Consider the following 21,890-nt stretch of genomic DNA (forward strand, 5'->3'; position numbering starts at 1 on the left):
GAAACTGGCTATGACCTGGGGATTGGTCTTTGTTGGGGGTGCCGTGCTACAGTTACATCTCGTTGGCCGGAGAGGTCAGCACCCGCTGTGAGTGCTTGTAAAAGCCAGGACAGTTGACGCGGGGTGGAGCAGCTCGGTAGCTCGCTGGGCTCATAACCCAGAGGTCGTAGGTTCGAATCCTGCCCCCGCTACCAACTTCCAAGCCCCTACCAGGAGAAACACTGGTAGGGGCTTTAGTTATTTCTCTTAAGGCGCACGTCCTGGGACTCAAATCGGGACTTTAGCGATGGCATTTTGTCACTTAAGCCGGTTTGGAAGTGATGGGGTTAAGTGACAATTTTCGATTTTGTGACCTTGGATGACTGTGTCGTTTTGAGGAGTCGTCTGCACGGATTTCAGAAGTCCTCTGTACTATCGCCATCCACTCCGGAGAGGCCGCGGGCGTTCGTCCACTTCATCTGGAACGCGATTCGACAGAGCGCATTCAATACGATGGTCTTTTTCTCCCTGCGAAGGATGGGGGCAGTTTAGGGTGCCAGGGTGTTGACCAGATCGAGGAATTCCTCAGCGTAGGCAATTTGCTTGCGTAGCTTTTCGTAGCGGGTGCGCGTCTCCTCACGAATGTCGGCAAGGGTGGCCTTGGCATTACTCCGTGCCTGCTGTGCGGTATCACTGTCCTGCCCGCCATCTGAACTATGAAGAATCTCCGCAGCTTCCAGGAATTCCCGCATCTGATCCAGAGTAAACCCCAGCGGTTTCATCCGTCGCACCAGCAAAACACGACGTACATCAGCCTCACTATAAAGCCTGAACCCACCAGGGCTACGCCCCGATGGGGTAATCAGGCCGACGTTGTCATAATAACGCAAGGTGGGAATCGACAACCCCGTCTGGTCAACGACCTCGCCGATCTTGAAATTACTGTTTTGCATTGCCTGTTCTCCTTCACGGTGATGTTGCCCACGGGTTCCTGTGCCTGGGTTGGCGGTTGAGTAAAACTCCCGCTACCATGACCACCATCACCAAACCTAAAGTTACTAGAGGGTTGGATTCCTTTCGGGCGTTCGCCCAGTTACCTATCCCCTCAAAGATTGGACATCTATGACTGAAACTAGCACGGCGGCCCCCCGCCCCCTCCTGAGTCCAGACGGCGCTGATGCCCCTACCGGGATCATCGCATCCTTCCGTTACGCATTTTCTTCCCCCGCCCGTATCCGTATAGAGATTCTGGCCGGACTGGCGGTATCCCTGGCGCTGATCCCTGAGGCCATTGCCTTTTCCATCCTTGCCGGTGTTGACCCAGCCATGGGTCTGTTTTCCTCGGTAGTCATGGCCATTGCGATCGCCTTTACCGGTGGCCGCTCGGCAATGATCACCGGCGCCACCGGGGCTATTGCCCTAGTCATTGCTCCTGTGGCGCGTGGTTACGGGATGGATTATTTCATCGCCACCGTCCTGTTGGGCGGTGTCCTACAAATCGTGCTCGGCGCCCTCGGTGTGGCGAAACTTCAGCGTTTTATCCCCCGATCGGTGATGCTGGGTTTCGTCAATGCACTGGGCATTATGATTTTCACCGCCCAACTCGAACACCTCATTGATGTGCCTTGGATAGTCTACCCACTCGTCGGCTTGGGTGTGGTGATCATGATTTTCTTCCCCAAGCTCACCAGTGTGATCCCCGCCCCGCTGGTCACGATTATCGTGCTCACCGGTTTGGTCATTGCCGCCGGTTTGACTGTCCCGACGGTCTCGGACATGGGCAAGATGCCGGAGACCTTACCGTCCCTGTTTATTCCGAACGTGCCGTGGACGTTGGAGACCCTGCAGATCATCGCGCCTTATGCCCTGGCCATGGCCGTGGTCGGTCTCATGGAATCGTTGATGACCGCCAAGCTCGTCGATGACATCACCGACACTCATTCCGATAAAACTCGTGAATCCTGGGGACAGGGGGTGGCTAATATTGCCTCCGGTTTCTTCGGCGGCATGGGTGGCTGCGCGATGATCGGTCAAACCATGATCAACGTCCGCGAATCCGGGGCACGTACCCGCCTATCCACCCTGTTAGCCGGTGTGTTCCTGCTGGTCCTGGTCCTGGCACTGGGCGACATCGTTGGCATGATCCCGATGGCTGCGCTGGTGGCAATCATGATCATGGTCTCGGTCGGCACCATCGACTGGCACTCGGTGCATCCACGCACCCTTAAACTCATGCCGGTCTCTGAGACCATTGTTATGGCCGTGACGATTATTGCCACCCTAGCCACCAGCAACCTGGCCATTGGTGTGGTGTTGGGTGTGGTCACCGCGATGATCATGTTCGCCCGTCGGATGGCACATATCGCTTCCATTGAAAAGGTCTCCGAGATCGACGGCGACGGCGATGGCGAGATTGATACTCGTACCTACCGGGTGCATGGCCAGTTGTTTTGGGCATCAAGCAATGACCTGGTTTATCGCTTTGATTACACCGATTCTGCCCGTCATATCACTATTGATCTCACTGAGGCGGAGATCTGGGATGCCTCCACGGTCGCGACCTTTGACGCGATTACGCAGAAGTTCCAGGACAGAGGCAAAACCGTGTCCATTATCGGGCTCGACGGTCCCAGTCAGGACCGGCTGAACCGCCTGTCTGGCCGGCTTGGCACCGGCCACTAACATCCCCCGACTCGAGCACATCGACTTGGCGCCCCAACTTATAACCGGGGCGCCAGTTTATTGGTGCTGTTGCAAAGTTGGGGCATAGGAAGAGCATAAAAGAAGCGTAGCGGTTAACCGCTACGCTGTGTTGTGGGGATTTTTACTTTTTACGGTGCACGTGTTCTAGTTAGTGGTTCGTTTCTTTCCTCGGGTGATTGCGACGGTATTCCTCGACTAAGTGAGCAATACCCGGCGCAGCCTGGGACAACATCCAGGTCATAAGCGCTATAAGAACCCCTATGACGATAAGTGTTAACGCCAACCAGCCCAGTGTTGGGCCGATGCCGTTGGCCTCCTGGACGTGACCCCACAAGGCAGACACGCCGTCGGGTATGCCGAGCATACTTAGCAGCCCGTTCCCCAAGGCTCCGACAGCAACGAGTGCGATAGCAACGAAGAGAACACTGGCTGCAATCCACGAGGCAGACATGCAGGCCTTAATAAAGTTCGTGTTCGACTTTTCCATGTCGTCGTTGTACTTTTTGCGCTCTGCACGTATCTTCTCCAGCAGCTTTTCGTTGGACTCCTTCTCCTGGAGCAGGGCGCTGCGAGCCTTCTTAGATGCTTCTGCTGCCTTGTGCAGGCTTTCGGACTCTTTCGACATTGCCTCAGATACAGCTACTTCTACCAGCGGTTCCAGGCTAGAAGTCAGGCTCGAAGTCATCTGAGCGTTCAGGCTCTGGGCTACTGCTTGGCTGGAATCCTTGTCGAGATGGATGGGGCTTTCGGCTGCTTTGAGTACCAGCTGTTGCATCCTTGTCAGACGCGACATCTGCTCGCTTATCTCGATTAGGTACCCTTTTACCCCCTCCAGGCCGTTGGGCAGATCCTCGATGTTCCTTATCAGCCCGGTGATCATCTGCTGCACTTCCATCATCGTTACTTGGAAGTGACTGCTGCTCACGTAGTTCTTGTTTGCGGCGAGATTGCTTTTTACGTTCCTTAATTCGCTTTCCGCTTGCGTCAACCTCGTCGAGAAGTCGCTGGGCAGAGAACTGAGAATGTCCCCTGTATTCTCCGGCAGACTCTTCAGTTTCTCCTGCAGCGTCTTGATAGCCTTCTCCGCCTTGTCCAGGCGTGGGCTGAGAACCTTCAAGACGCTGTCCATCTTGCCTTTCGCCGCTGCTTGGGCTAGCTTCGTCATCTCGGTCACTGACACCATGATTGAATACCTCCTGGTTGTTATAGTTTTCTTCCTCCTCGTCATCGAGAAGGCTGGAGCCGTATTTCGCCTCCAGGTCGTCATCGGTTGAATTGGCTTGAAGTGCTGCAAGCTGCCGCGCAAGAAGGGCTGATTGGGCCTCGTTAACGCGTTCGGTCACACCCTCTAGCGAGTAGCTGCGGCCCAATTTTGAGCCAGCTTTAGCTGCTTTACGCTTTCGAGTACGTCCGGCCTTCGTGGTGTTCGTGAAGTAGGCATCCTCGCCGTCGTCGTCGACCAGGGCCACGGTTAGCGACTCACCCTCGGTTTTTGAGTTGGGCTGCACTTTTAGAGACAGGTTGTATTTGCCAGCAATCTCTACTGCCTTCGCCAGTGGGTCGTCAGCATCTGCCACCTGTTTATCCGCGCACAGCTCATCCATGCGCTTGCGGGCAAAATCAGCCCACGTGGCTGCGGTCAGCTCATCCACGCCCAGGCCCGTCGAGTCTGTGGACTTGCCCTCCTTGCGTGCCCTGCGCTCAGCAGGAAGCAGCGATATTTCCGGCTCTCGCTCCAGGACACGCATCCCCAAATCGCGCATCAGCTCGTCGTTGATATTGCGCAGCTTGTACCAGTTGCGCATATCCCGAGGTGCAGCCTTCTTTGTCTGCGTATCGTGGTTGGCAAAGACGATATGGTTGTGGACACAGCCGCTTTTACTGTCGGTGTGCGTAGCCACGGTAAACGGAACTCCCGTGCCCTGCGTCAGCCGCATCGCCAGCTCTGAGCCAGCCGCATTAGCCCGAGCTACATCGGCCGGGTTATCCTTATCCAGCTCGTCTTTAGCCCACGATTGGATATAAATAATTGCTTCGTCAGTGCGCTGAGCCGGAGCATATCGCTCCATTTCTTCCACACTGGCTTCCATGAAGTCCACACCCGACCAACGGCCAGCCGTAGCCTCCGGAGAAAACGATTCAGCGTTAGGTTGAACCGTGCATAAAGCATCGGCTCGCACCTCACCCTTGCGGGCATTGTCTGCCGTTCCATAGACGGCGTAGACCGTTGCCGCGCGGATATTCTGGCTGTAGTTAATCTTGATTGTGGACAAAGTCCTTCACCTCTTTGCGAAGAGAAGAAACCTCGGAGCCAATGCTTTCTACAGCCTCAGACACGGGGGCCACGCCGTCGATATTCGCGCGGCGAGCCAACTGGTTTAGATTGACGCCAATCCGCCGCAGTTGGTCGTTCATCTCGTCCAGGCGGCGCAGCGTGTCCGGGGCCAAACGCTTTTGCGTCAGCACGCTCTCCTCCTCCGCGAGGACATAGAGAGCTTCCCGGAACACGACGGCCTTTTGCACCCCTACGACCCGTGCGACCTCCTCGACAAATCGGTCTAAATCCTTATCGAGGCGCACGGTTGTACGCGAATATGTCGAGAACTTGTCTCGCATATCCACCTCCTACTTATCGTGCTTACTGTGGCAGGGTGGCCCCGACTGCTGATGCAGCCAGGGCCACAGTCTGTTTGTAAGGGTCACGCTTCTCCGGTGTCGGCCCCCTGAATCTGCGGGGCAGATTCAGGCGTACTCGCCACCGTCAAAGACGGCCCTCACAAACAGGCGGCAAACAGGCGGCAGGCGGCAAACAGGCGGCCAGCAAGCCACTCGGGCACCTCCGGTGCCTCGTGGCGCTGGCGAGGGAGATTCTCTCCCTCGACCCTCTGGCCCTACGCTTGCAGACCATAAGGGTCTGCGTGCTCCGGGCCTGCGGGGGATTCCTCTGACTCTGTAGAGTCCTCGGAATCGACTTCGAAGCCTTTATCGGCTCCTTCGTCCGCCCCGCGATGTGCGCTCTCGTGTTCCTCGGACGCTTCACAGGAGGTTTCCTCCCGTATACCGATTTCTGCGAACAGTTCCCTTACGGAACCGCCGCGAAATTTGGACCACTTGCTTGAAGGCTCATAAGCGCAGGCGTAGAGAACTTCGCCTAATTGACGCTTAAACTCCTCAACCTTCTTGGCTTCTTCGGCTTCTTTTTGCTCCCGCTCCTGGCGGAGAGCTTCAATCTTTTTTACCGACGAAGCGGTCTGAGACTTCGTAATCATAGTTCTGGTTCCCATCCTTTACTGGTGTCTTTTTCTTCTGGTTCATTCTGGAAAAGTGGGGTGAATCGCGGGTTTTTGACCCGAGGGACACGAGGCTTCTTTTCCCGCGGCGGCTGCGGTGGGTAGCCACCTTGATTCTGCTTTTTCCGCCGCGACTGAGCGCGCTCATCGAGGGTTTGCTCTAGCTGATCAAGCTCAGCGTCAACCTTTTCTCCCTCCGCTTTAAGCTGCTCCAAAGACACTTCTTCTTTTGGGGCGTGCTGGGCAAAATCGTCCAGAATCTCCTGGACTCGGTTGGAACGACGGATAATATCGGCGCGGTCTAGACCAACCAAACCGGCGATAAGCCCCTTCGCAGACTCCTCCGCGGCGTACCTGCTCTCCTCCATTTCCGCGCCTGTTTTAGCTCCACTGCGCGGCGCTCGTGGGGCGCTCGGCATCCGTGGTGCTCGGGGCGATTGTGGCTCCATATGTTCCTCCTTATCTTGGGTTGCGGTGTATTGGTGCCATCGGGAACTCGGTCTAAGCACCCGATGGTTCAAGACTTAGCTGGGGTGCTGTTGCTTGCATGGTTAGCGTCTCTGTGACGATAAAAGTGCCTATAGGAGGGCCGCGAGAAAGCTTCATACCAAACCGACCAGGGGGAGGGGTGCTAGACATAGCCATCACCGCGATTCAGCTCATCGGCAAAGGCACGAACAGCATCCATATCGGCATCGCGTAGCACCGTCGAACGCCGAACCTTCTTGCTCATGTGATCCCACTGCGCCCGGGTGAATTCACCCATCCCCAAAGAGGACAACCAACCCACCTTCTGAGCCACGGAAACGCGAACAGCCAAACGGTCAACGACGACAAGACCAGCCTTATGCGCGGCAACGAGTTCGGTGAGTAGGGCACTGTCAGCCGTACGGATACGACGACCCCGAGCAGACTCAAAACGCTTAAACCAGGTCTCCCAATCATGACCCGTGCGCAGACACCCAGTAGGACGGTCAACACCTGTGGTCCCATACCGAACCAACTGCATGTGACCAGCGATCCCACGTGCATGCTTATAGTCGTCGACTGAGTCCCACGCGCAAGTGTCGAACCCCGCCATTTCGTTGCCGTCAATCACATCAACCCGGAGCGTGCCACGTAGAGGCTGCCGTTTTAGGTCAAAGTCCACCGTTGAGACCTCAGGCGTGCGATCCACCGGGTGGAAGTCCAACCGGTTTACGGACCGCGACAACTCCCGAAATGTTGGGAAAGACGTGTAGGGGTTAGGTATCTTTCCCCGGCGTGAAAGAGCGGTATCGCGAAACCAGCGACGCTCCGCGACGGTCCCACGTTCAACCTCCTCAGGAACTTTCAACCCAGCCTTAGCGAGCACACCGTGTTCCAGCAAGGACACATTGCCACGCGTCGAGAAATTCACTAGATCGTCCTGGTAGTGCTTGATCTCCCAGACCGTCGGATCACCTACCAACGCACGACGAGCGGCACGGAACACATTCGCGATGCCAAAGCAATCAAAGTGCTCAATCTCTTCAACAGGCGTGATGAAGCCGTCAGTCGTGACAGACAGAATCGGAATCGTATTGGCCATCGCCAGAAGAAGAGCGCGAACAAGCGACGTTGTCATCGACGCGTGATAGGGAGAGGTTACGGACGACCCACCAATAGACTCCATCTCCTCAGCCCATGCACCCCACCCGTTACGCTCGGAGACGTCCTGGGCCAGCTTCCCGTAGACCGAGTTTGTCGCAACCTTGACGGTCTGCTCTTCCAGCGACCCCTTGCCGAAGATCTTCTTCGCAGTCGCACGGTCTTCAACCATCTGTCGGAGGGCGAAGCGCAGTGATCGGGACGGAGTACTATCAGACTGCATGCGCAACCTCATGCGGTAGCCAATCTGAACACGCACCGTCGCCCCCAGCTTCAACGCAAGGTACAACTCAGGTCCAGCGCACCAAGCACCATGAAACCCGTCATACCCCCCAACATCGTCACCTTGCGCGGCTCCAGCACCGTCAGACGTTCGTGGATATAACACGCAGTCACCGACGACCACCGGCAAGCAAGGCGCAACAACATCATCCGGGAAATTCCAACTCACATAGGCAACTAACGGGGTGATGGGACCTAACGGAAAGTCGTCCAGTGTAAGTACCCGGTCCTTCACAACCTCCTCGATACAACCGCCCACATAATCCACATCAATCACCGATGCCATCGCAGATGGGTACGCAGATTGGATATCGTGATCGAAGGTCGGGTAAGGGTGGTGACCAGGAGACAGACAACTGTTCCAGCCTCCGTGAAACGCCATTTTCCACGCAGTGTGGGATTGATTGGCATCGCCGTCCACGGGTACCAACTCTCGTGTGGTGTAATACGAAAGTTGGTCATGGTCTAAAAACGGTTCAGGGTCCGTCAACCGCACGAGACCGCGAAAGTTGATGAGGAAGTCCTTCACCACCTTGTCGCCCATGTAGCGCATGATTCCGTCGCGGACAGCACTGGCACCCGCACCCGAAAGGGTGACAGGCGGAACGATGTTGAGACCCCACAGCATCGCCAGATACTCAACAACGATGACCGCGTCATTCACCCCATATTCGAGGAACGACGTCAGATCGTCACGACGCATTGAGGTCATATTCTCGATTGAGGAACCAACATCAAGCTTAGGAACACCGCAAACATCGCCAAGAGCAGCGAGACTCTTATGACCGGGTGCAGCCTGACACATCGTGTCACGAACGGTCACAGAGAACGGCAACCAGCGATAGCTGTTGGAGCCTTTGCCAGACTTGCGCATGAAGCGGGCAGGTTGCAGCGAAACTAAGCCCCCCGAAGCAGAGGTCACGCGGCGGAGGATGTCATAATGTTTTTCCCCACCATTGCGCTGCTCGGGAGGGCGCCGAAAAGCGGTCAGATCGGCGTTGCCGAAATGACACGCCAGGACGACGGCAATGCGAGCCTTGAACGCCGCATCTCGCGTGGCGGAGTAGTCAAATTTTCCCCGAGGGTTGAGTTTCCTTACATCGCGGACGAGCACGCCACGAGGATCGATAGGCTCCCGAGAGGGTGACAGGACATGCAGACCGCCTGCAAGACTGACGATGTAGAGAGCATCCTCAAGGTAGATGCGATCACCCGCCAGAGGCAACACAACCACCTGTACGAGAACACCATCATCGAGAGCATCAGTACAGGCGAACTGATAGCTATCGATGACGCGCTTAGCGGGGTCATCTTCGCGGTAGGTGAACTCAGTATCAAACCCGATCACTTGAGCCCGGCGACCGCCACTACCCATCGACCTCACAGTTGGTAGCTGGCCGAAACTCTTAACATCGACACCGGCATCAACCCCTGCAACCGCAGCGGCTTCCACCGCTGCTGCTGCTGCGGAGTCACGGTGGCCGGAGTCACGATGGCCGGACTCTCCGGTCCGGCCATTCTGCCTCTCCCCTAGGGGATTTTGGCCTGAAACGACTTTAGGGTCTTGACCAGCAGGAACGTCCGTAGAACTGCCTGAAATCGTGGCCAAGGTCTCCGAGACCTTAGCCACAGATCGAGGTTTACGACGTACCAAAACGGTGAAGTACGACGGGTCAGAACGCCCAGGAACGTCGACGGCAGTGTCGACGAGGCGTGATTGCCACTCGGTGCCATTCACGTCAAGCTCGATGAGTTCATGCTCATGACGCACCGTGTCGGGCGCGTCCTTGGGGGAGATCTCTATGCTCCACGCCTCGTTCGCTGTCGTCATGGCTTCTCACCACCGACAACATGCTCATCTAGCCACGCCTCAATATCAGCGATTCTGTAGACGACGAGGTTGGTACCCACGCTGGCGTATCTGGGCCCTTTGCCCTGAACACGCCAGTTGTTGAGAGTTTGAGGGGCAATTCCGATCAGGGATGCCGCTACCGAACTTTTAACCGCAATAGGCTCGGCATGATCGACCAGTTTTAAATTAGAAACACCTTTCAAGGTTTGCTCCAGACATGCTGAAAGGGCCCCGGCCTAGCGGTTATCCGCTTTGGGGGCCTGCATATCCGAGTTGCAAACCTTGGGTTCTTATTGTACCCGGTGCCTCGGTGGCCAACCGTCGCAGGTACGGCTGGTTATATTTTAGCCTACTTGTGAGGGAAAATCAAAGACCGGCGGAAACATCGTAGCCACGACACTGTCCGGTACAGGGTCGATAAGATCCATCGTCAGTCCTTCACCTGCGGCGAAGCGTCGTCCTGCGTTAGGCCGATAAAAGGTGAACGGCAACGTTCGATCAGCTTCGTTCTCCAGAAACTCGAGTCGTGCCTGGAGGTGTTTGCGGACAGCGTGCAGACGCGGGTGTCGCTTCTGACGACCTTTCGTATCATTTTTCACAATGGGGTCCAGATACCTTAGTTCACGAGCTACCGCGCGGATTTCACAGTAGGTTTCAAGGGCGGTAAGCAAGAGCTGTGTGACCTCCTCGCGGGAAAGTGGGGGAGTGAACAATTCGCGAGCGTCAACATAAAGCGGGTGATTATCGTCAACCAACGTGCACAACACTTCCTGGCGTCTGCGCGCGACGTCATCGGTAGACCAAATTGGAAGACGTTCTGAAGGATCCATACCAGCAATGATAACAAATTCGAACCTATTGCAAAAGTGGGTCTATAGTGGTGTGTATGTCCAAGCAAATACGTGCCGCCAGAACGAAACTAAGCCTTGGGGAAGATTCCATCGACCGCGTCGTTGATGCTTTACCGCCGCGAGGTCCATACGAAGCGAAAATCACGGTCCGACTATGGGACGGAACGACTTACCGCCCGACAATCCGGGCAAGGACAAAGGGGGAATTCCGGCGAATTGCCGTCGAGAAGCGGGATAGCAAGCTCAACTCGACGTCGACCAATTGGGATAAGAGCAAGAACTTCTCGGCGTTCATTACCGACGTCTCTAAGCCGGCCATCCGGGCGGCACGTCTGCGACCGAACACGCGCGCCCGGTATGAGCTCGCATTAAAGCAGGCCGAAGCACAGCTAGGAAAACACGCCATTGGCGAAGCTGTGAAATTCCGAACTCTCGAACACGCATTGCAGGCCATCGCCACCGCAAACGGGTCGGAATCTGCACGGCAGGCCCGCACCGTCGTGAGCAAGTACATTCTGGATCAGCTCATCCGCGAGGGTGTTATCGACCACAACCCGTTACGCGGAATCAGCATCGACCTCGGCGAGGTCAAGAAGGGCAATAAACCACAAGGTGGTCACGCCCTGACGAACGCCCAATACGACGCCGTTGTAGACCATCTCATTGCACGCGATACCGCCAGACCGTTACCACCGGGCACGGACAGACGAGCAAGCTCCATCGCAAAACATGACAACGTGGTCGCGCTGGCACTACTGCAAGCGGGGACGGGACTTCGCATCTCCGAGGCACTGGCAGTGACGAGGTATTCTGTAAAAGTCGCTAATGGGCAGATCGCTATCAGCATTACATCTGAGCAATCTAAAACGCACAGAGACCGTTCTATCCCGTTCCTGGACAAGCGTGTCGAAAAGTTCTGGTTAAACCGGCTCGACGGACTAGAAACGACCGATCCACTGATCCCTTCGCCAGGAGACAAGAAGGCGCACTGGCGCACCGACAACGCCGTGAAAGCGTCAGCGGCTCTGTTTAAAGATGTTGGCGCGCAGCTCCAGGACAACCACATCGCTTTAATGAGATCCCATGACTGGCGCACGGTGCTCAATAACCGGGCCATCGCGCGAGGGGTACCCGCCCAGGTGCGTGCAGCCTATTTCGGGCATGACGTCGACGTGAACGCGCGCAACTACACGGATTGGACTGATGTAGACGCTATGCGGGGCGCCTTGAATCTCGGTGAAGAAAGTGGGACTCAAAACGGGACTTAAGAGTCGGTAATCTGCGGTAAAGACCAGTAGGCGCCAGTATACTGATACCTCTCTAAACAGCAGGTAAAAGGGCAATAACTGCAGGTGGCTCGAACATGAGGGTGAGAACCCAGAGGTCGTTGGTTCGAATCCAGCCCCCGCCACTAAGAAGAGACCCCTACCGGTGTAAACGCTGGTAGGGGTCTTCGTTATTCGGGGGTCAAATCACCGCTTGGGGCTTAAGCCGTTGGGCAGTCGTTGGGTCTGACGAACTCGCGCACTTCACAACCGGGCATTGAAGGACGGTCGTCAAAATGCAGCGTGAGGCGCTGCTCGATTAGTCGGCCTGAAGGTACTTAGCTTGAGGAGTTGCTGGGTTGATTCTGGCCGATTTGCCTCAGCTCATGTACGCGCTGCTAGCTTTCGGTTTCACATATCGATGAGTTATTCACTTATGGATACGCTGGAGCGCATCGATGGGTGAATCATGCATCGATAAGTGAGCGCAATACTGGCAAAACGGTGGGCAGACAGCTGACAGACAGCTGCCAGACAGGCTTGGACTCCCACGGTGGGCTCGAAATGTGGGCGGATGTGGAGTGACTCGTTCCTTTTTTTCGCCCCTTCATAAAGAATTCTACGAAGTCTTGGCTTTCGATTTCTTCAGCCAGATCATTGGCGGAATCAACAGAGCCAGGCCACCGATAAGTGTGACCTCACCGAATCGTCGATTCTTAGAAAAATTGGAATAAAACCATAGGATTATCTCACGATTGTACGTCAGTTACCGAGAGATTTTGTGGCTTCGGTCACTATTAAGTTCCTCGCATGCACGATAAAAGCCGCCTACCCAGTACTTTCCGGGGAGGCGGCTTGTGGTTGTGGTTAGACGGTTCTACTGTCGGCCATTCCTAATGCGCGACCAGGCTGCTGCGACAACCAGGCCAACGCACGCGATGGCGAGGTAACCCCACATGTGATCGGCGCTGGTCTGAATGGTCTTTGGCGGAGCAGGAGTGTTCTCCGCGGTCAGCACGCTTTCTGTGTCTCGGCCAGAGGTGATGTCATCGATCCAGTCAGCCGTGCCAGCGAGGGTGGTGATAGCTGCGCTGGGGGAGGGTAGGTCAGGATCGCCATTGGAGGTTCCGGCAGTAGCCAGGCCCGCGAGCTTGCCGTCGACGAAGAACGGGCCGCCGGAGTCACCGCCCTGCATACCCGCGCCAGAGACGGAATGTGCGTCCAGGATGGCGCTTTGAATCATTGGCATCATGGCAGCGTCGGCTGGGATGCTTTCCGTTCCTGCGGGGATCGACTCGGTTTTGGAGTCATCTGGCTTTACTGCATCCGGCTTAACTGCACCCGGCATTGCTCCGCCTGGCTGCATCTCCATTGATTCCATGGCATCGCCCGGAACAGCTTCGCCCGGAACAGCCTCACCTGGAGTGGCCCCATCTGGAGCAGCCTCACCTGGAGTTCCATCAGCCGGTGCTCCGCCCAGCAGTTCCTTGACGACCATCTTGGTCATCGGGAGCTGCCCTGATCGCGCCATGGACGAGCTGCTGCTCCATCCGTAGAGGGTTCCCGTCTGCCCAGGTGTTGGGATATCGCGGGAAACCTTCGCGGGTGTTGCGTCAGTGACCTTTTGAGTCAGGTGAAGCAACCCCGCATCAGACATTGGAGACAGCGCCCAAGAATCGGCATCGTAGACCTTCCCGCCGATGCGGGCCTGGGTCCCTTCGTTGTTCACAGACTCCAGGCAGTGGCGTGCAGTGAGTACCCACTGGTCGGCAACCAGCGTTCCGGTGCAGTCGCCGAAATTGCCGATTTTGCCAATCTTCAGCGCGGCCACAGAACTGCTTTCAGCATTTGCGGGTGCGGGTTCGCCGTTTTCCAATGCAAGAGCTGGGGTTGCAGATAGAAGCAGGGTGCTGCTAACAATTGCTGCGATGGAAAAAGATGTTTTCTTCACGGTTATTTCCCTTTCCCAGAAGGAACAATGGCCTTGATTGCGGTGGCAACGAGTTTTTCGGCAGGGCCCTGTCCGACAAATTTCTTCCAGAGGCTAGCAATGACGAGGAAGAATACGATGAAACCTGCTGCGGACAACGTGGAATGCAATAGCACATTCTGTTGCCAATAAAACGCGGTGAGAACGTGCAGGATGTAGATAGTCAGTGACATTGTTCCCATAGCCGCGAATGGGTAAACCACAGCTGGGAAACGATCGCCTACGAACAGGCACAAGTGCAACACAACAGCGGCAACAGCGACGGAGAGAATGATTTCGCCGAAGACGCCAGTGTGTCCGGTAAAGCGGAGCCAGCCAGCAATCTCGGGATTAAATCGGAAGTACATGCCGACGGCAGTGATGACAACGCTGACAGCGGTAACAATCCAGCTCAACCGAGTATTGGCGCTGGTCTCAGAGGTGGAAGTGCTTTGCAGACGACCGCGTAAGTAGACGTCGTAAAGCAGCATGCCGCCGATGAAATATGCAATCCACGCGAGTAGCGGATAAATTTGTGGCAGCGTCATAGGCGCGTACTTGATTGTGGCGGCGATGGTTGCGGCGATGAAGAAGCCGACTCGCCACCAGGTTCCGAGCGCTGGCATCCAGGAAACCAGCATCATTACCAGGCCCATGATGACGAGGACCACCTGAATTTCTCCACCGACCGGCAATAGTGCCAGGCCGATGAGAATGATAAGGGCACCGCGGGTGATTAGACGCAAGAAGGTAGTGCTGCTGTAATTACGGCCGATGATCATCATTGTGGCGCCGGCGATGATGGCGAACAGTGATGAGGGTAGGCCAGAGAGCACAACCTTTGTGCTCCAAAGTAGTGAGGCCATATGGACAATAATCATGCCGATGATGGCGAGTGAGCGCGCTATATCAAGCCCCACGATTCGGGTAGGTTTATTCACCCCAGATTTCTCCTTTACTACAACTTATAGGGAGGTGCTCTTTGGTAAAAAGCACTCTCTACAAACGGCGTATTGAAAACGACTTTCTAATTGTAGTAGCTGAATCTGGCAATACATTAAGTGAGCATGTGTAAAACGCAGTGTTTTGTCTGTGTTTTTACTGGGAAACTAGCGCGCTCAAAAGCTAAGAGGCAGGCGTAGCCTGGTGGCATGACATCGATGCTGACGAGTTTCACCTGGGCTGAGGTGCCAGGAGTCTTCCTCGCGTACCTGTTGATTATTGCCATCCCCACCGCTCTCGCGTGGGTGGGTACCGCGTGGCTGGCCAAAAAGTCCGGCGAGCGCATCGCATATGGGCACACGGTTTTCGTCTTTGTCGCCGCATTCTTAATCTGCTTTTGTACGCTCGCGTGGATGCCCGAGGGTGAATACAACTACTCGCCATGGCAGGTTTTCTGCAGTGGCTTCGCGATGGTCATCCTCACTGCCTCTGCCATGATGCGCGTGCCCGCCCCAACTCTGAACCTGCTGCCCACCTGGTGGGCAGCGGTCGCCGGCTATACCCTGTGCTGGAGCATCATCGCCGGCACTGACGACATCACCGGGCTTTGGGGAGTCGGTCTGATATTCCTGCTCCTCGGTCTCATCGCAGGCGTCGGCGCAGTCGTGTGGCTTACGCTGGCGATAAGGAGGCTTTTGTTGGATTCTGCCGCTTAGGGATTCTTAGTGGAACGGAGTTCGACAGCTAACTTGTCGATACGGCGCTCGAGGTCATCGCGAATCAGGTCCATGCGTTCTTCTCCGTCGATGCCTCGTTTTGAAGGCTCGTCAGTAAGCCAATGCTCGAGTGAGCCTTGAGCGTCCGAGGGGAGCTCTACATGAGCGGCATCGCCGATGATGACAACACGATCTGCAGTCCGGAGAATCGTGGAGTCAATGGGCTTTGGTGATGCACCGTCCATAGAGGCGCCGATTTCTGCAACTGATTTGGCTGCAAGCGCATTGGTAGTAGTTTTGGGGTTCGTTCCTGCTGAAAGGGCGGTGAACTGCGTGGCATATTTTGCACGCGCAATGGCCTCGGCCATCTGGGATTTACCGGCATTTGCCACGCAGATGAAAAGTACCTTCGGGATTTCCTTCATTTCAGAACCCTTTTTCTATAGTTTGTCCGGTACGGAAAGGTCATTGGGGAAAAGGCGCGGCCCGAGCCAGCGGGTGACGTAGACAAGTGCAACGAGTACGGGTACTTCAATAAGTGGTCCAATCGTTCCCGCAAGTGCTTGCTGGGACAATGGGCCGAAGGTGCCAATCGCAACCGCAATTGCCAACTCGAAGTTATTCCCGGCAGCCGTAAAGGCAATCGATGCGGAGGTTGCGTAGTTCATGCCCGCGGCCTTGGCCGAAGTGAGAGCGATTGCGAACATGGCGAGGAAGTAGATCACTAGTGGTAGCGCCACTTTCGCAACGGTCCAGGGATTCTCAAGAATCTGCTGTGACTGAAGCGCAAAGAGCAACACGATTGTGTATAGAAGGCCGGCAAGCGCCAATGGCGAGATTTTGGGCAAGTACTCATTTTCATACCAGTCGCGACCACGGGTGCGTTCACCAATTATGCGTGATGCTGCGCCAGCTAGAAGCGGAATACCGAGGAATACCACTACGGATAGTGCGATTGCCCAAAAAGAAAAGGTGGCGGAAGTGGTTTCCAGTCCCAACCAGGAGGGCAGAATCTGCAGGTAGAACCACCCTAGAGCGCCGAACATGAGAATTTGAAATAGCGAGTTTACGGCCACCAGTACGGCAGCGACTTCAGTATCGCCGCAAGATAGGTCGTTCCAGACCAAAACCATTGCAATGCAGCGGGCGAGACCGACGATGATCACGCCAGTGCGCAGTTCTGGACTATCACTGAGGAATATCCAGGCAAGGGCGAACATCAGTGCGGGGCCGAGAATCCAATTGAGGAAGACTGTGATGCCCATCAGCTTCCTGGATGTCAAAATTTTGCCCGTTTTGTCGTATCGAACCTTTGCGAGCGGTGGGTACATCATGACCAGCAAGCCGATGGCGATTGGTACGGAAATTGTCGCAATTTTTGCCTCTGCCAGCCAGTTCACAAGTGACGGTGCAATTTTGCCCAGAATGAGGCCAATTGCCATTGCAGCTGCAATCCATAGCGGCAAGAAGCGATCTAGGAAGCTGAGTGACTTTGTAGTCTGTGTCATAGTTTCCTGTGTAACCAATATATCGATGATTGTCAATATATTTAGAGGGGAGGCCGTGTAGCCTCAACAGGTATGGACGAAATCTCAGAATGCTGTGCACTTGGCGGTCGGCCTCTCGACGCGGCGGAAGCGCAGGCTGCGGCAACGCTCTTCAAAGCGCTGGCGCAACCGGCGCGCCTGCAAATTTTGTCTCAGCTCGCTGCCGCTGGCTGTAGCCCGATGACCGTGGGGGAGCTGGCCGCTGTTTCTGGGCTTAGTCAGCCTACGGTGTCGCATCATTTAAAGACCATGGCGGATGCCGGGCTGCTAACTAGATCTAAGAGTGGACGGGTAGTAACCCATGAGGTACGCCCTGAGGTATTTGCTGAGCTGCGACGTATCCTGGATATCGGTCACGCGGACGGGAGGTAGTGAGCCGCTCGTCGCAAATTGCGATAGGTTGGAAAACTCTGGTTACCTATTCAGGCGCTTGACGACGGCGTCGTGAAGCAACCCATTCGTCGCAACCGCGTCCCCGCCGTGCGGCCCGTTGACACCCGCTAGAGAAGTGAAGCGGCCGCCAGCTTCCTCCACCAGAATCGCAAGAGCTGCCAGGTCCCACAGGGAAACCTCCGGCTCCGCGGCGACATCGACCGCACCCTCCGCTACCAGGCAGTAGGAGAAGAAGTCGCCATAGCCGCGCAGGCGCCAGGCGTCATCGGTGAGACCGATGAAGTTGTCGCGCAAATCGCGCTCGGCCCAACCTGTGAGCGAAGAGTTGGAGATTGAGCAGTCCGCGACATCTGCTACCTTCGAGACTTCAATGCGGCTCTCAGCGGCTTCCCGGCCGCCGACCTGCACGCGCTTGAATGCGCCGTCGCCCTTGGACGCCCACCAGCGACGTCCCAGCGCAGGGGCGGAAACCACGCCGACAACCGGCTTGCCGTCTTCCAACAGGGCAATCAAGGTGGCCCAGACCGGGACATTGCGCACGAAGTTCTTCGTGCCGTCGATGGGGTCGATGACCCACTGACGGCCCTCAAACACAGCTTCGCCACCGAATTCTTCGCCGAGGACCTCATCGCTCGGGCGCTTGTCCGACAGAATCTCGCGGAGCAGCTTTTCGCACGCGATATCGGCATCGGAGACCGGTGTGAGGTCGGGCTTGGACTCGACGACTAGGTTGGCCGCCTCGAAGCGGGACATTGTGAGGTCGTCGGCTGCGTCGGCAAGCGAGAGTGCGAGGGCGAGATCTTCGGAGTAAGAGGTGGTCATGGCCGAAATTCTAGCGCAGAACCTCACGTAACTCTGCGACCTGGCCGCTTGAGCCCGCGAGCTTCCAGCGCCCCACCGACGTGCATTCGCCGCCTGCGCCCTTAATAAGTGCGTATCCCGGCAGCCAGTCCCAGGCCGCGACGTCGCGCTGGAACCATACGCCGATGCGGCCATCGGCTACGCCGGCCATATCCACCGACGCTGAGCCCAGCATGCGCCAGGTAGCGCTGCGAGACACCGCATCCAGCCAGGACTTTGTGGCCGTGACCTCGGATTCCTCGCTCGAGTTCACCACCGCGGTGTGGAGGTAGGTCGCTGCGCAGACTTCCGAGAGCGGATGGTCAGTGACTCGAAGGTCGTCAATAGTGCCGTCAATGTTGATACGACTGGTCGGCAGATTGGGGCCGCCAATCCAGCTTTCGCCCGTTGCCGGGCGATGCACCGCACCGAGGATGACCTCATCCGGATTGCTCGCATCGCCCATAACCAGCGCCAACGCACTGCACCAGTAGTCCGAACCAGTGGTGAAATTGTAGGTGCCATCGACAGGGTCAATCACCCACGTGCGACCCGATTGGGATTCCTTCGCCGACCCTTCCTCGCCAAGAATGCCGTCCTCCGGGCGGAGCGCGGCCAAGGCCTCGACGACGAACTTCTCCGCTGCGCGGTCGGCCGCGGTGACGACGTCGGAAATCGATGTCTTGTACTCCGTGACCAGGCCTTCGTCGCGCATGCGAGCAGCAATGGCAGCGGCACGCTTCACGATGGCAACCGCAACACTGGTATCCGATGCCACAATTGACTCGGAAACTTGGGAGAGAAAGAGTTCTAGGTCTTGGCTGGAATCTTGGCTGGCGGTGGATTCAGACATACGTCCTATTGTGCACCGAAACAGGAGGTATAGCTAAGGTAGTACCCGTGAACCCGGATCTGAATGCTGACCTCAAAGAACTCGACGCGACGCTGACCACCATTGAGAAGGTGGTCGATGTCGACGAGCTTTCCGACCGGATCAGGGAGTTGGAAGCCCAGGCCGCCGACCCGTCGCTGTGGGATGACCCCGACCACGCGCAGCAGGTCACCAGTGCACTGTCGCAGGCGCAGGCGAAGAAGAAAAAGATTGACTCGCTGCGCGGGCGCCTCGACGATCTCTCCGTGATGTACGAACTCGCGGAAGAGGAGGGCGACCCCGACGCCGTCGAGATGGCCGATGCCGAACGCGCTGAGCTGCGTGCCGACATCGAATCCCTCGAGGTCACGACGATGCTTTCGGGGCCTTACGACGAGCGCGAGGCGGTCATCAACATCCGCTCCGGTGCCGGTGGCGTGGATGCCGCTGACTGGGCCGAGATGCTCATGCGCATGTACCTGCGCTGGGCCGACAAACACGGGCATAAGGTCGAGGTTTACGACACGTCCTACGCTGAAGAGGCCGGTATTAAGTCCGCTACTTTCGTCGTCCATGGCGAGTACATGTACGGCACCCTCTCGGTCGAGCAGGGCGCACACCGTCTGGTTCGCATCAGTCCTTTTGATAACCAGGGGCGCCGCCAGACTTCCTTCGCCGAGGTAGAGGTGCTGCCGGTCGTCGAGGAAACAGATCACATCGACATCCCCGAGTCAGATTTGCGTATCGACGTCTACCGCTCCTCCGGCCCAGGCGGACAGTCGGTGAACACCACGGACTCCGCGGTCCGGCTTACACACGTCCCAACCGGCATAGTGGTGACCTGTCAGAACGAGAAGTCGCAGCACCAAAACAAGGCATCTGCCATGCGCGTTCTGCAAGCGAAGTTGCTGGAGAAGAAGCGCCAGGAAGAGCGCGCGGAGCTGGACGCCCTTGGCGCCGGTGGTAATGCCTCGTGGGGTAACCAGATGCGCTCTTATGTGCTGCACCCGTACCAGATGGTGAAGGATCTGCGTACCGAATACGAAGTCAACAACCCACAGTCGGTCCTCGACGGGGACCTCGACGGGTTCATCGAGGCCGGTATTCGCTGGCGCATGGCCCAGCAGTCCGAAGGGGAGTAGTGCTAGAAGGGCGGTTCGTCTTCGGGCGCTTCCGGTGCCTTGGGTGTTTCCGGTGTGGTGGGCTCGTCGGCTTCTCCGTTTCTCTCGTTTTTGTTCATTCCCAGTTCTTCGCGAGCCTGATTTGTCAGCTCCTGTGATTCGCGGAGGTGTTCCAACCTCTGCTCGTTGTATTCCTTGAGTGTCTGTGCTTTCTTTGTCTTGCGCAGGTCGAAAGAGTAGCGACCGTGGCCGGAGAGCGGTCCTGTTTCTGTACTGATAAGCGCAGCTTTTTCGGTGCTTTGATCAGTGGCGGAGGTCCAGTACTCCACGCCGTCGATATCGCGCACGACATTCCAAAGACCGGCCGTTTTTAGATTGTGGTGCCGGCGGCATAGGCAATGGAGGTTGGGCGTTTCGGTTTGGCCACCTTCTTCGGGATTCTCGTGGTTATACGGCTGAATGTGGTCGATGTCGCACTTCGTTGCATCGACATCGCATCCGGGAAAGCGGCAGGTGCCGTCTCTACCTTGGACGTAAGTACGCTGTCGCTCTGTTGGCGAGTACTTTTCCGTTTTCTCGTCCGCTAGTAGCCGGATGCTAGTGACTCGATCGAGCCAGGATTCAGTGGCGATTTTGTTGATCCACCCCAGACCGCCGATCCATGCCTCCTGTGGCTTGTCTTGAGTAAGTGGGCAGTACAGATTCAACGTGGCGGTGACCTGAGCAGTCCCGTGCAGAAGGTGTGAAAAAGCCTCGACGAAGTCGCAGTCCTGATCAGCGGTAATTTCTTCCAAGACCTTCTGAAACTCAATTGCCCGCTCAGGCATCAGTTCCATGGTGACTTCAGTGAGGTTGTCCTTTAACTCGAACTTTATAGATTCGCCAGCTTTTTGCTCGATGCCTTTTTGAAACGAAGTAATCGGCGGGTCGTACTCATTTTTAGGGCGCAATAGCGGGCTGACTTCATTAATAAATCGCTGAATATTCTGTTGAAGACTCCGAACCCCGCGAAGAACTTCACCATCGACTCGCGGCGTGATCAGTTCGAGGAGATGGTCTTCGAAATATTTCACAGTAGAGGCGTCATCCAAGGGGAGGAGGGCTGTGGCAATGACCCGCATGTGGGGAAGCGGTAGCTGTGCGCGTTTGAGCAGAAGCTCTTTCAACCGCGGGAGCCGCTCTAGCTGCATCCCGATATCGATGTACTGGAGTGTTCTCCCGCGCGACATGCCAAGAGCTGGAGCGATTTTGGCGATGTAATCTTCGACATCTTTTGTTGAAGAAGACGGAACACAAGCAAGGGCAAGCTGCAGATCAGCTCGATTACGGCCAATTCCAAGACGTGCTGGTGCTGTTTGAGAAATCTCATGGTGAAAGCGTGGCGCTGTTGCTTCCATCGCCGCAGCGTAAGTGCGTTTCCGTGGTATATGTTCCCCGCTGGCCATTGTTGAATCCCCCTGAAAGATAAGGCCTGGATGTTGAAATGTTGAAATAAGGAAGAGGTAGGGAAAATATTTTCGACTAACTCTGAGTGTCAGTTTTCCGAGCTTTAAGCAGCTCGGCGACGTTATTTGGTGTTTTTAATCCTCGCGTTTAATCTTTCATCGCTCATTTTAATCGAACATGTAGGCGAAGTAAAG

Annotated in this window: 20 protein-coding genes and 1 tRNA gene; 6 read left to right on the top strand and 15 right to left on the bottom strand. The window is 56.2% G+C overall.

From position 1 onward, the window contains the following. The first annotated feature begins 117 nt into the window (after positions 1–117). A tRNA-Met gene (locus I6J19_RS05400) sits at positions 118–194 on the top strand. Between the two features lie 333 nt (positions 195–527). Here the strand turns inward: I6J19_RS05400 and I6J19_RS05405 are convergent. Continuing rightward, positions 528–932: a MerR family transcriptional regulator gene (locus tag I6J19_RS05405; protein WP_005293770.1), complete on the bottom strand. Its 405-nt coding sequence runs from the start codon at positions 930–932 to the stop codon at positions 528–530. Between the two features lie 169 nt (positions 933–1,101). On the opposite strand from I6J19_RS05405, the gene I6J19_RS05410 reads away from it, so the two are divergent. Further along, on the top strand, positions 1,102–2,661 hold the full coding sequence (locus I6J19_RS05410; RefSeq protein WP_187402484.1) for a SulP family inorganic anion transporter: 1,560 nt from the start codon (positions 1,102–1,104) through the stop codon (positions 2,659–2,661). A 169-nt stretch (positions 2,662–2,830) separates the two neighbouring features. Here the strand turns inward: I6J19_RS05410 and I6J19_RS05415 are convergent, their stop codons facing one another. The 7 genes from I6J19_RS05415 to I6J19_RS05450 all read right to left on the bottom strand — a co-directional run bounded on the left by I6J19_RS05415 (position 2,831) and on the right by I6J19_RS05450 (position 10,565). Further along, on the bottom strand, positions 2,831–3,367 hold the full coding sequence (locus I6J19_RS05415) for a hypothetical protein (protein ID WP_224783739.1): 537 nt from the start codon (positions 3,365–3,367) through the stop codon (positions 2,831–2,833). Beyond that, positions 3,345–4,955: a relaxase/mobilization nuclease domain-containing protein gene (locus I6J19_RS05420; protein ID WP_005322338.1), complete on the bottom strand. Its 1,611-nt coding sequence runs from the start codon at positions 4,953–4,955 to the stop codon at positions 3,345–3,347. The genes I6J19_RS05415 and I6J19_RS05420 overlap by 23 nt, the downstream gene beginning before the upstream one ends. Beyond that, a complete protein-coding gene (locus tag I6J19_RS05425; RefSeq protein WP_005293765.1) occupies positions 4,936–5,298 on the bottom strand; it encodes a MobC family plasmid mobilization relaxosome protein in 363 nt (120 codons plus the stop codon). Before I6J19_RS05425 ends, I6J19_RS05420 begins: the two co-directional genes overlap by 20 nt. 275 nt (positions 5,299–5,573) lie before the next feature. Then, on the bottom strand, positions 5,574–5,951 hold the full coding sequence (locus tag I6J19_RS05430) for a hypothetical protein (RefSeq protein ID WP_038626288.1): 378 nt from the start codon (positions 5,949–5,951) through the stop codon (positions 5,574–5,576). Next, positions 5,948–6,340 (bottom strand): hypothetical protein, encoded by a 393-nt coding sequence (locus tag I6J19_RS05435; protein WP_005322336.1) that lies wholly within the window; start codon positions 6,338–6,340, stop codon positions 5,948–5,950. Before I6J19_RS05435 ends, I6J19_RS05430 begins: the two co-directional genes overlap by 4 nt. Positions 6,341–6,603: 263 nt before the next feature. Further along, positions 6,604–9,714 (bottom strand): hypothetical protein, encoded by a 3,111-nt coding sequence (locus I6J19_RS10880; RefSeq protein WP_235191266.1) that lies wholly within the window; start codon positions 9,712–9,714, stop codon positions 6,604–6,606. 365 nt (positions 9,715–10,079) lie between these two features. Next, positions 10,080–10,565, bottom strand: coding sequence for a hypothetical protein (locus I6J19_RS05450; RefSeq protein ID WP_141759381.1), 486 nt, complete (start codon positions 10,563–10,565; stop codon positions 10,080–10,082). Between the two features lie 56 nt (positions 10,566–10,621). Here I6J19_RS05450 and I6J19_RS10885 point away from each other — a divergent pair, with 56 nt between their 5' ends. Then, positions 10,622–11,854 (top strand): tyrosine-type recombinase/integrase, encoded by a 1,233-nt coding sequence (locus I6J19_RS10885; RefSeq protein ID WP_239122803.1) that lies wholly within the window; start codon positions 10,622–10,624, stop codon positions 11,852–11,854. Positions 11,855–12,728: 874 nt separating this feature from the next. Here I6J19_RS10885 and I6J19_RS05460 read toward each other — a convergent pair. Together I6J19_RS05460 and I6J19_RS05465 are read right to left on the bottom strand one after the other, a co-directional pair. Next, positions 12,729–13,802 carry a trypsin-like serine protease gene (locus I6J19_RS05460; RefSeq protein ID WP_038626283.1) on the bottom strand — a complete coding sequence of 358 codons (1,074 nt, stop codon included), beginning with the start codon at positions 13,800–13,802 and terminating at the stop codon, positions 12,729–12,731. Between the two features lie 2 nt (positions 13,803–13,804). After that, positions 13,805–14,761 (bottom strand): DUF418 domain-containing protein, encoded by a 957-nt coding sequence (locus I6J19_RS05465; protein WP_038626281.1) that lies wholly within the window; start codon positions 14,759–14,761, stop codon positions 13,805–13,807. A 210-nt stretch (positions 14,762–14,971) separates the two neighbouring features. On the opposite strand from I6J19_RS05465, the gene I6J19_RS05470 reads away from it, so the two are divergent. Continuing rightward, positions 14,972–15,478 (top strand): hypothetical protein, encoded by a 507-nt coding sequence (locus tag I6J19_RS05470; protein ID WP_038626279.1) that lies wholly within the window; start codon positions 14,972–14,974, stop codon positions 15,476–15,478. Here I6J19_RS05470 and I6J19_RS05475 read toward each other — a convergent pair. After that, positions 15,475–15,903 carry an arsenate-mycothiol transferase ArsC gene (locus I6J19_RS05475; RefSeq protein WP_187402483.1) on the bottom strand — a complete coding sequence of 143 codons (429 nt, stop codon included), beginning with the start codon at positions 15,901–15,903 and terminating at the stop codon, positions 15,475–15,477. The two genes, I6J19_RS05470 and I6J19_RS05475, sit on opposite strands and share 4 nt — an antisense overlap. Positions 15,904–15,918: 15 nt before the next feature. Next, positions 15,919–16,986 carry an ACR3 family arsenite efflux transporter gene (arsB, locus tag I6J19_RS05480; protein ID WP_038626275.1) on the bottom strand — a complete coding sequence of 356 codons (1,068 nt, stop codon included), beginning with the start codon at positions 16,984–16,986 and terminating at the stop codon, positions 15,919–15,921. 72 nt (positions 16,987–17,058) lie between these two features. Between arsB and I6J19_RS05485 the strand changes: the two genes are divergently transcribed. After that, positions 17,059–17,397: an ArsR/SmtB family transcription factor gene (locus tag I6J19_RS05485; RefSeq protein ID WP_016423238.1), complete on the top strand. Its 339-nt coding sequence runs from the start codon at positions 17,059–17,061 to the stop codon at positions 17,395–17,397. Positions 17,398–17,439: 42 nt separating this feature from the next. On the opposite strand, the gene hisN is transcribed toward I6J19_RS05485, so the two are convergent. Next, a complete protein-coding gene (gene hisN, locus I6J19_RS05490; protein ID WP_038626273.1) occupies positions 17,440–18,240 on the bottom strand; it encodes a histidinol-phosphatase in 801 nt (266 codons plus the stop codon). Positions 18,241–18,250: 10 nt separating this feature from the next. Continuing rightward, positions 18,251–19,111, bottom strand: a complete 861-nt coding sequence (locus I6J19_RS05495) for an inositol monophosphatase family protein (protein WP_038626271.1) — start codon at positions 19,109–19,111, stop codon at positions 18,251–18,253. 47 nt (positions 19,112–19,158) lie between these two features. Here I6J19_RS05495 and prfB point away from each other — a divergent pair, with 47 nt between their 5' ends. After that, a complete protein-coding gene (prfB, locus tag I6J19_RS05500) occupies positions 19,159–20,271 on the top strand; it encodes a peptide chain release factor 2 (RefSeq protein ID WP_038626269.1) in 1,113 nt (370 codons plus the stop codon). Positions 20,272–20,273: 2 nt separating this feature from the next. Here prfB and I6J19_RS05505 read toward each other — a convergent pair whose 3' ends face one another. Beyond that, entirely contained in the window at positions 20,274–21,647 is a 1,374-nt protein-coding gene (locus I6J19_RS05505; protein ID WP_038626267.1) for an HNH endonuclease signature motif containing protein, read from the bottom strand. Positions 21,648–21,890: the final 243 nt, after the last annotated feature.

The sequence above is a fragment of the Corynebacterium amycolatum genome, from assembly GCF_016889425.1.
Taxonomy (GTDB): Bacteria; Actinomycetota; Actinomycetes; order Mycobacteriales; family Mycobacteriaceae; genus Corynebacterium; species Corynebacterium amycolatum.

Coding starts and splice junctions, on each gene's coding strand:
- I6J19_RS10880 (WP_235191266.1), bottom strand. CDS start 9,714: ATGACGACAGCGAACGAGGCGTGGAGCATAGAGATCTCCCCCAAGGAC.
- I6J19_RS05495 (WP_038626271.1), bottom strand. CDS start 19,111: ATGTCTGAATCCACCGCCAGCCAAGATTCCAGCCAAGACCTAGAACTC.
- I6J19_RS05425 (WP_005293765.1), bottom strand. CDS start 5,298: ATGCGAGACAAGTTCTCGACATATTCGCGTACAACCGTGCGCCTCGAT.
- I6J19_RS05405 (WP_005293770.1), bottom strand. CDS start 932: ATGCAAAACAGTAATTTCAAGATCGGCGAGGTCGTTGACCAGACGGGG.
- arsB (WP_038626275.1), bottom strand. CDS start 16,986: ATGACACAGACTACAAAGTCACTCAGCTTCCTAGATCGCTTCTTGCCG.
- I6J19_RS05485 (WP_016423238.1), top strand. CDS start 17,059: ATGGACGAAATCTCAGAATGCTGTGCACTTGGCGGTCGGCCTCTCGAC.
- I6J19_RS05505 (WP_038626267.1), bottom strand. CDS start 21,647: ATGGAAGCAACAGCGCCACGCTTTCACCATGAGATTTCTCAAACAGCA.
- I6J19_RS05470 (WP_038626279.1), top strand. CDS start 14,972: ATGACATCGATGCTGACGAGTTTCACCTGGGCTGAGGTGCCAGGAGTC.
- I6J19_RS10885 (WP_239122803.1), top strand. CDS start 10,622: ATGTCCAAGCAAATACGTGCCGCCAGAACGAAACTAAGCCTTGGGGAA.
- I6J19_RS05450 (WP_141759381.1), bottom strand. CDS start 10,565: ATGGATCCTTCAGAACGTCTTCCAATTTGGTCTACCGATGACGTCGCG.
- hisN (WP_038626273.1), bottom strand. CDS start 18,240: ATGACCACCTCTTACTCCGAAGATCTCGCCCTCGCACTCTCGCTTGCC.
- I6J19_RS05430 (WP_038626288.1), bottom strand. CDS start 5,951: ATGATTACGAAGTCTCAGACCGCTTCGTCGGTAAAAAAGATTGAAGCT.
- I6J19_RS05435 (WP_005322336.1), bottom strand. CDS start 6,340: ATGGAGGAGAGCAGGTACGCCGCGGAGGAGTCTGCGAAGGGGCTTATC.
- I6J19_RS05475 (WP_187402483.1), bottom strand. CDS start 15,903: ATGAAGGAAATCCCGAAGGTACTTTTCATCTGCGTGGCAAATGCCGGT.
- I6J19_RS05415 (WP_224783739.1), bottom strand. CDS start 3,367: ATGACTTCGAGCCTGACTTCTAGCCTGGAACCGCTGGTAGAAGTAGCT.
- I6J19_RS05410 (WP_187402484.1), top strand. CDS start 1,102: ATGACTGAAACTAGCACGGCGGCCCCCCGCCCCCTCCTGAGTCCAGAC.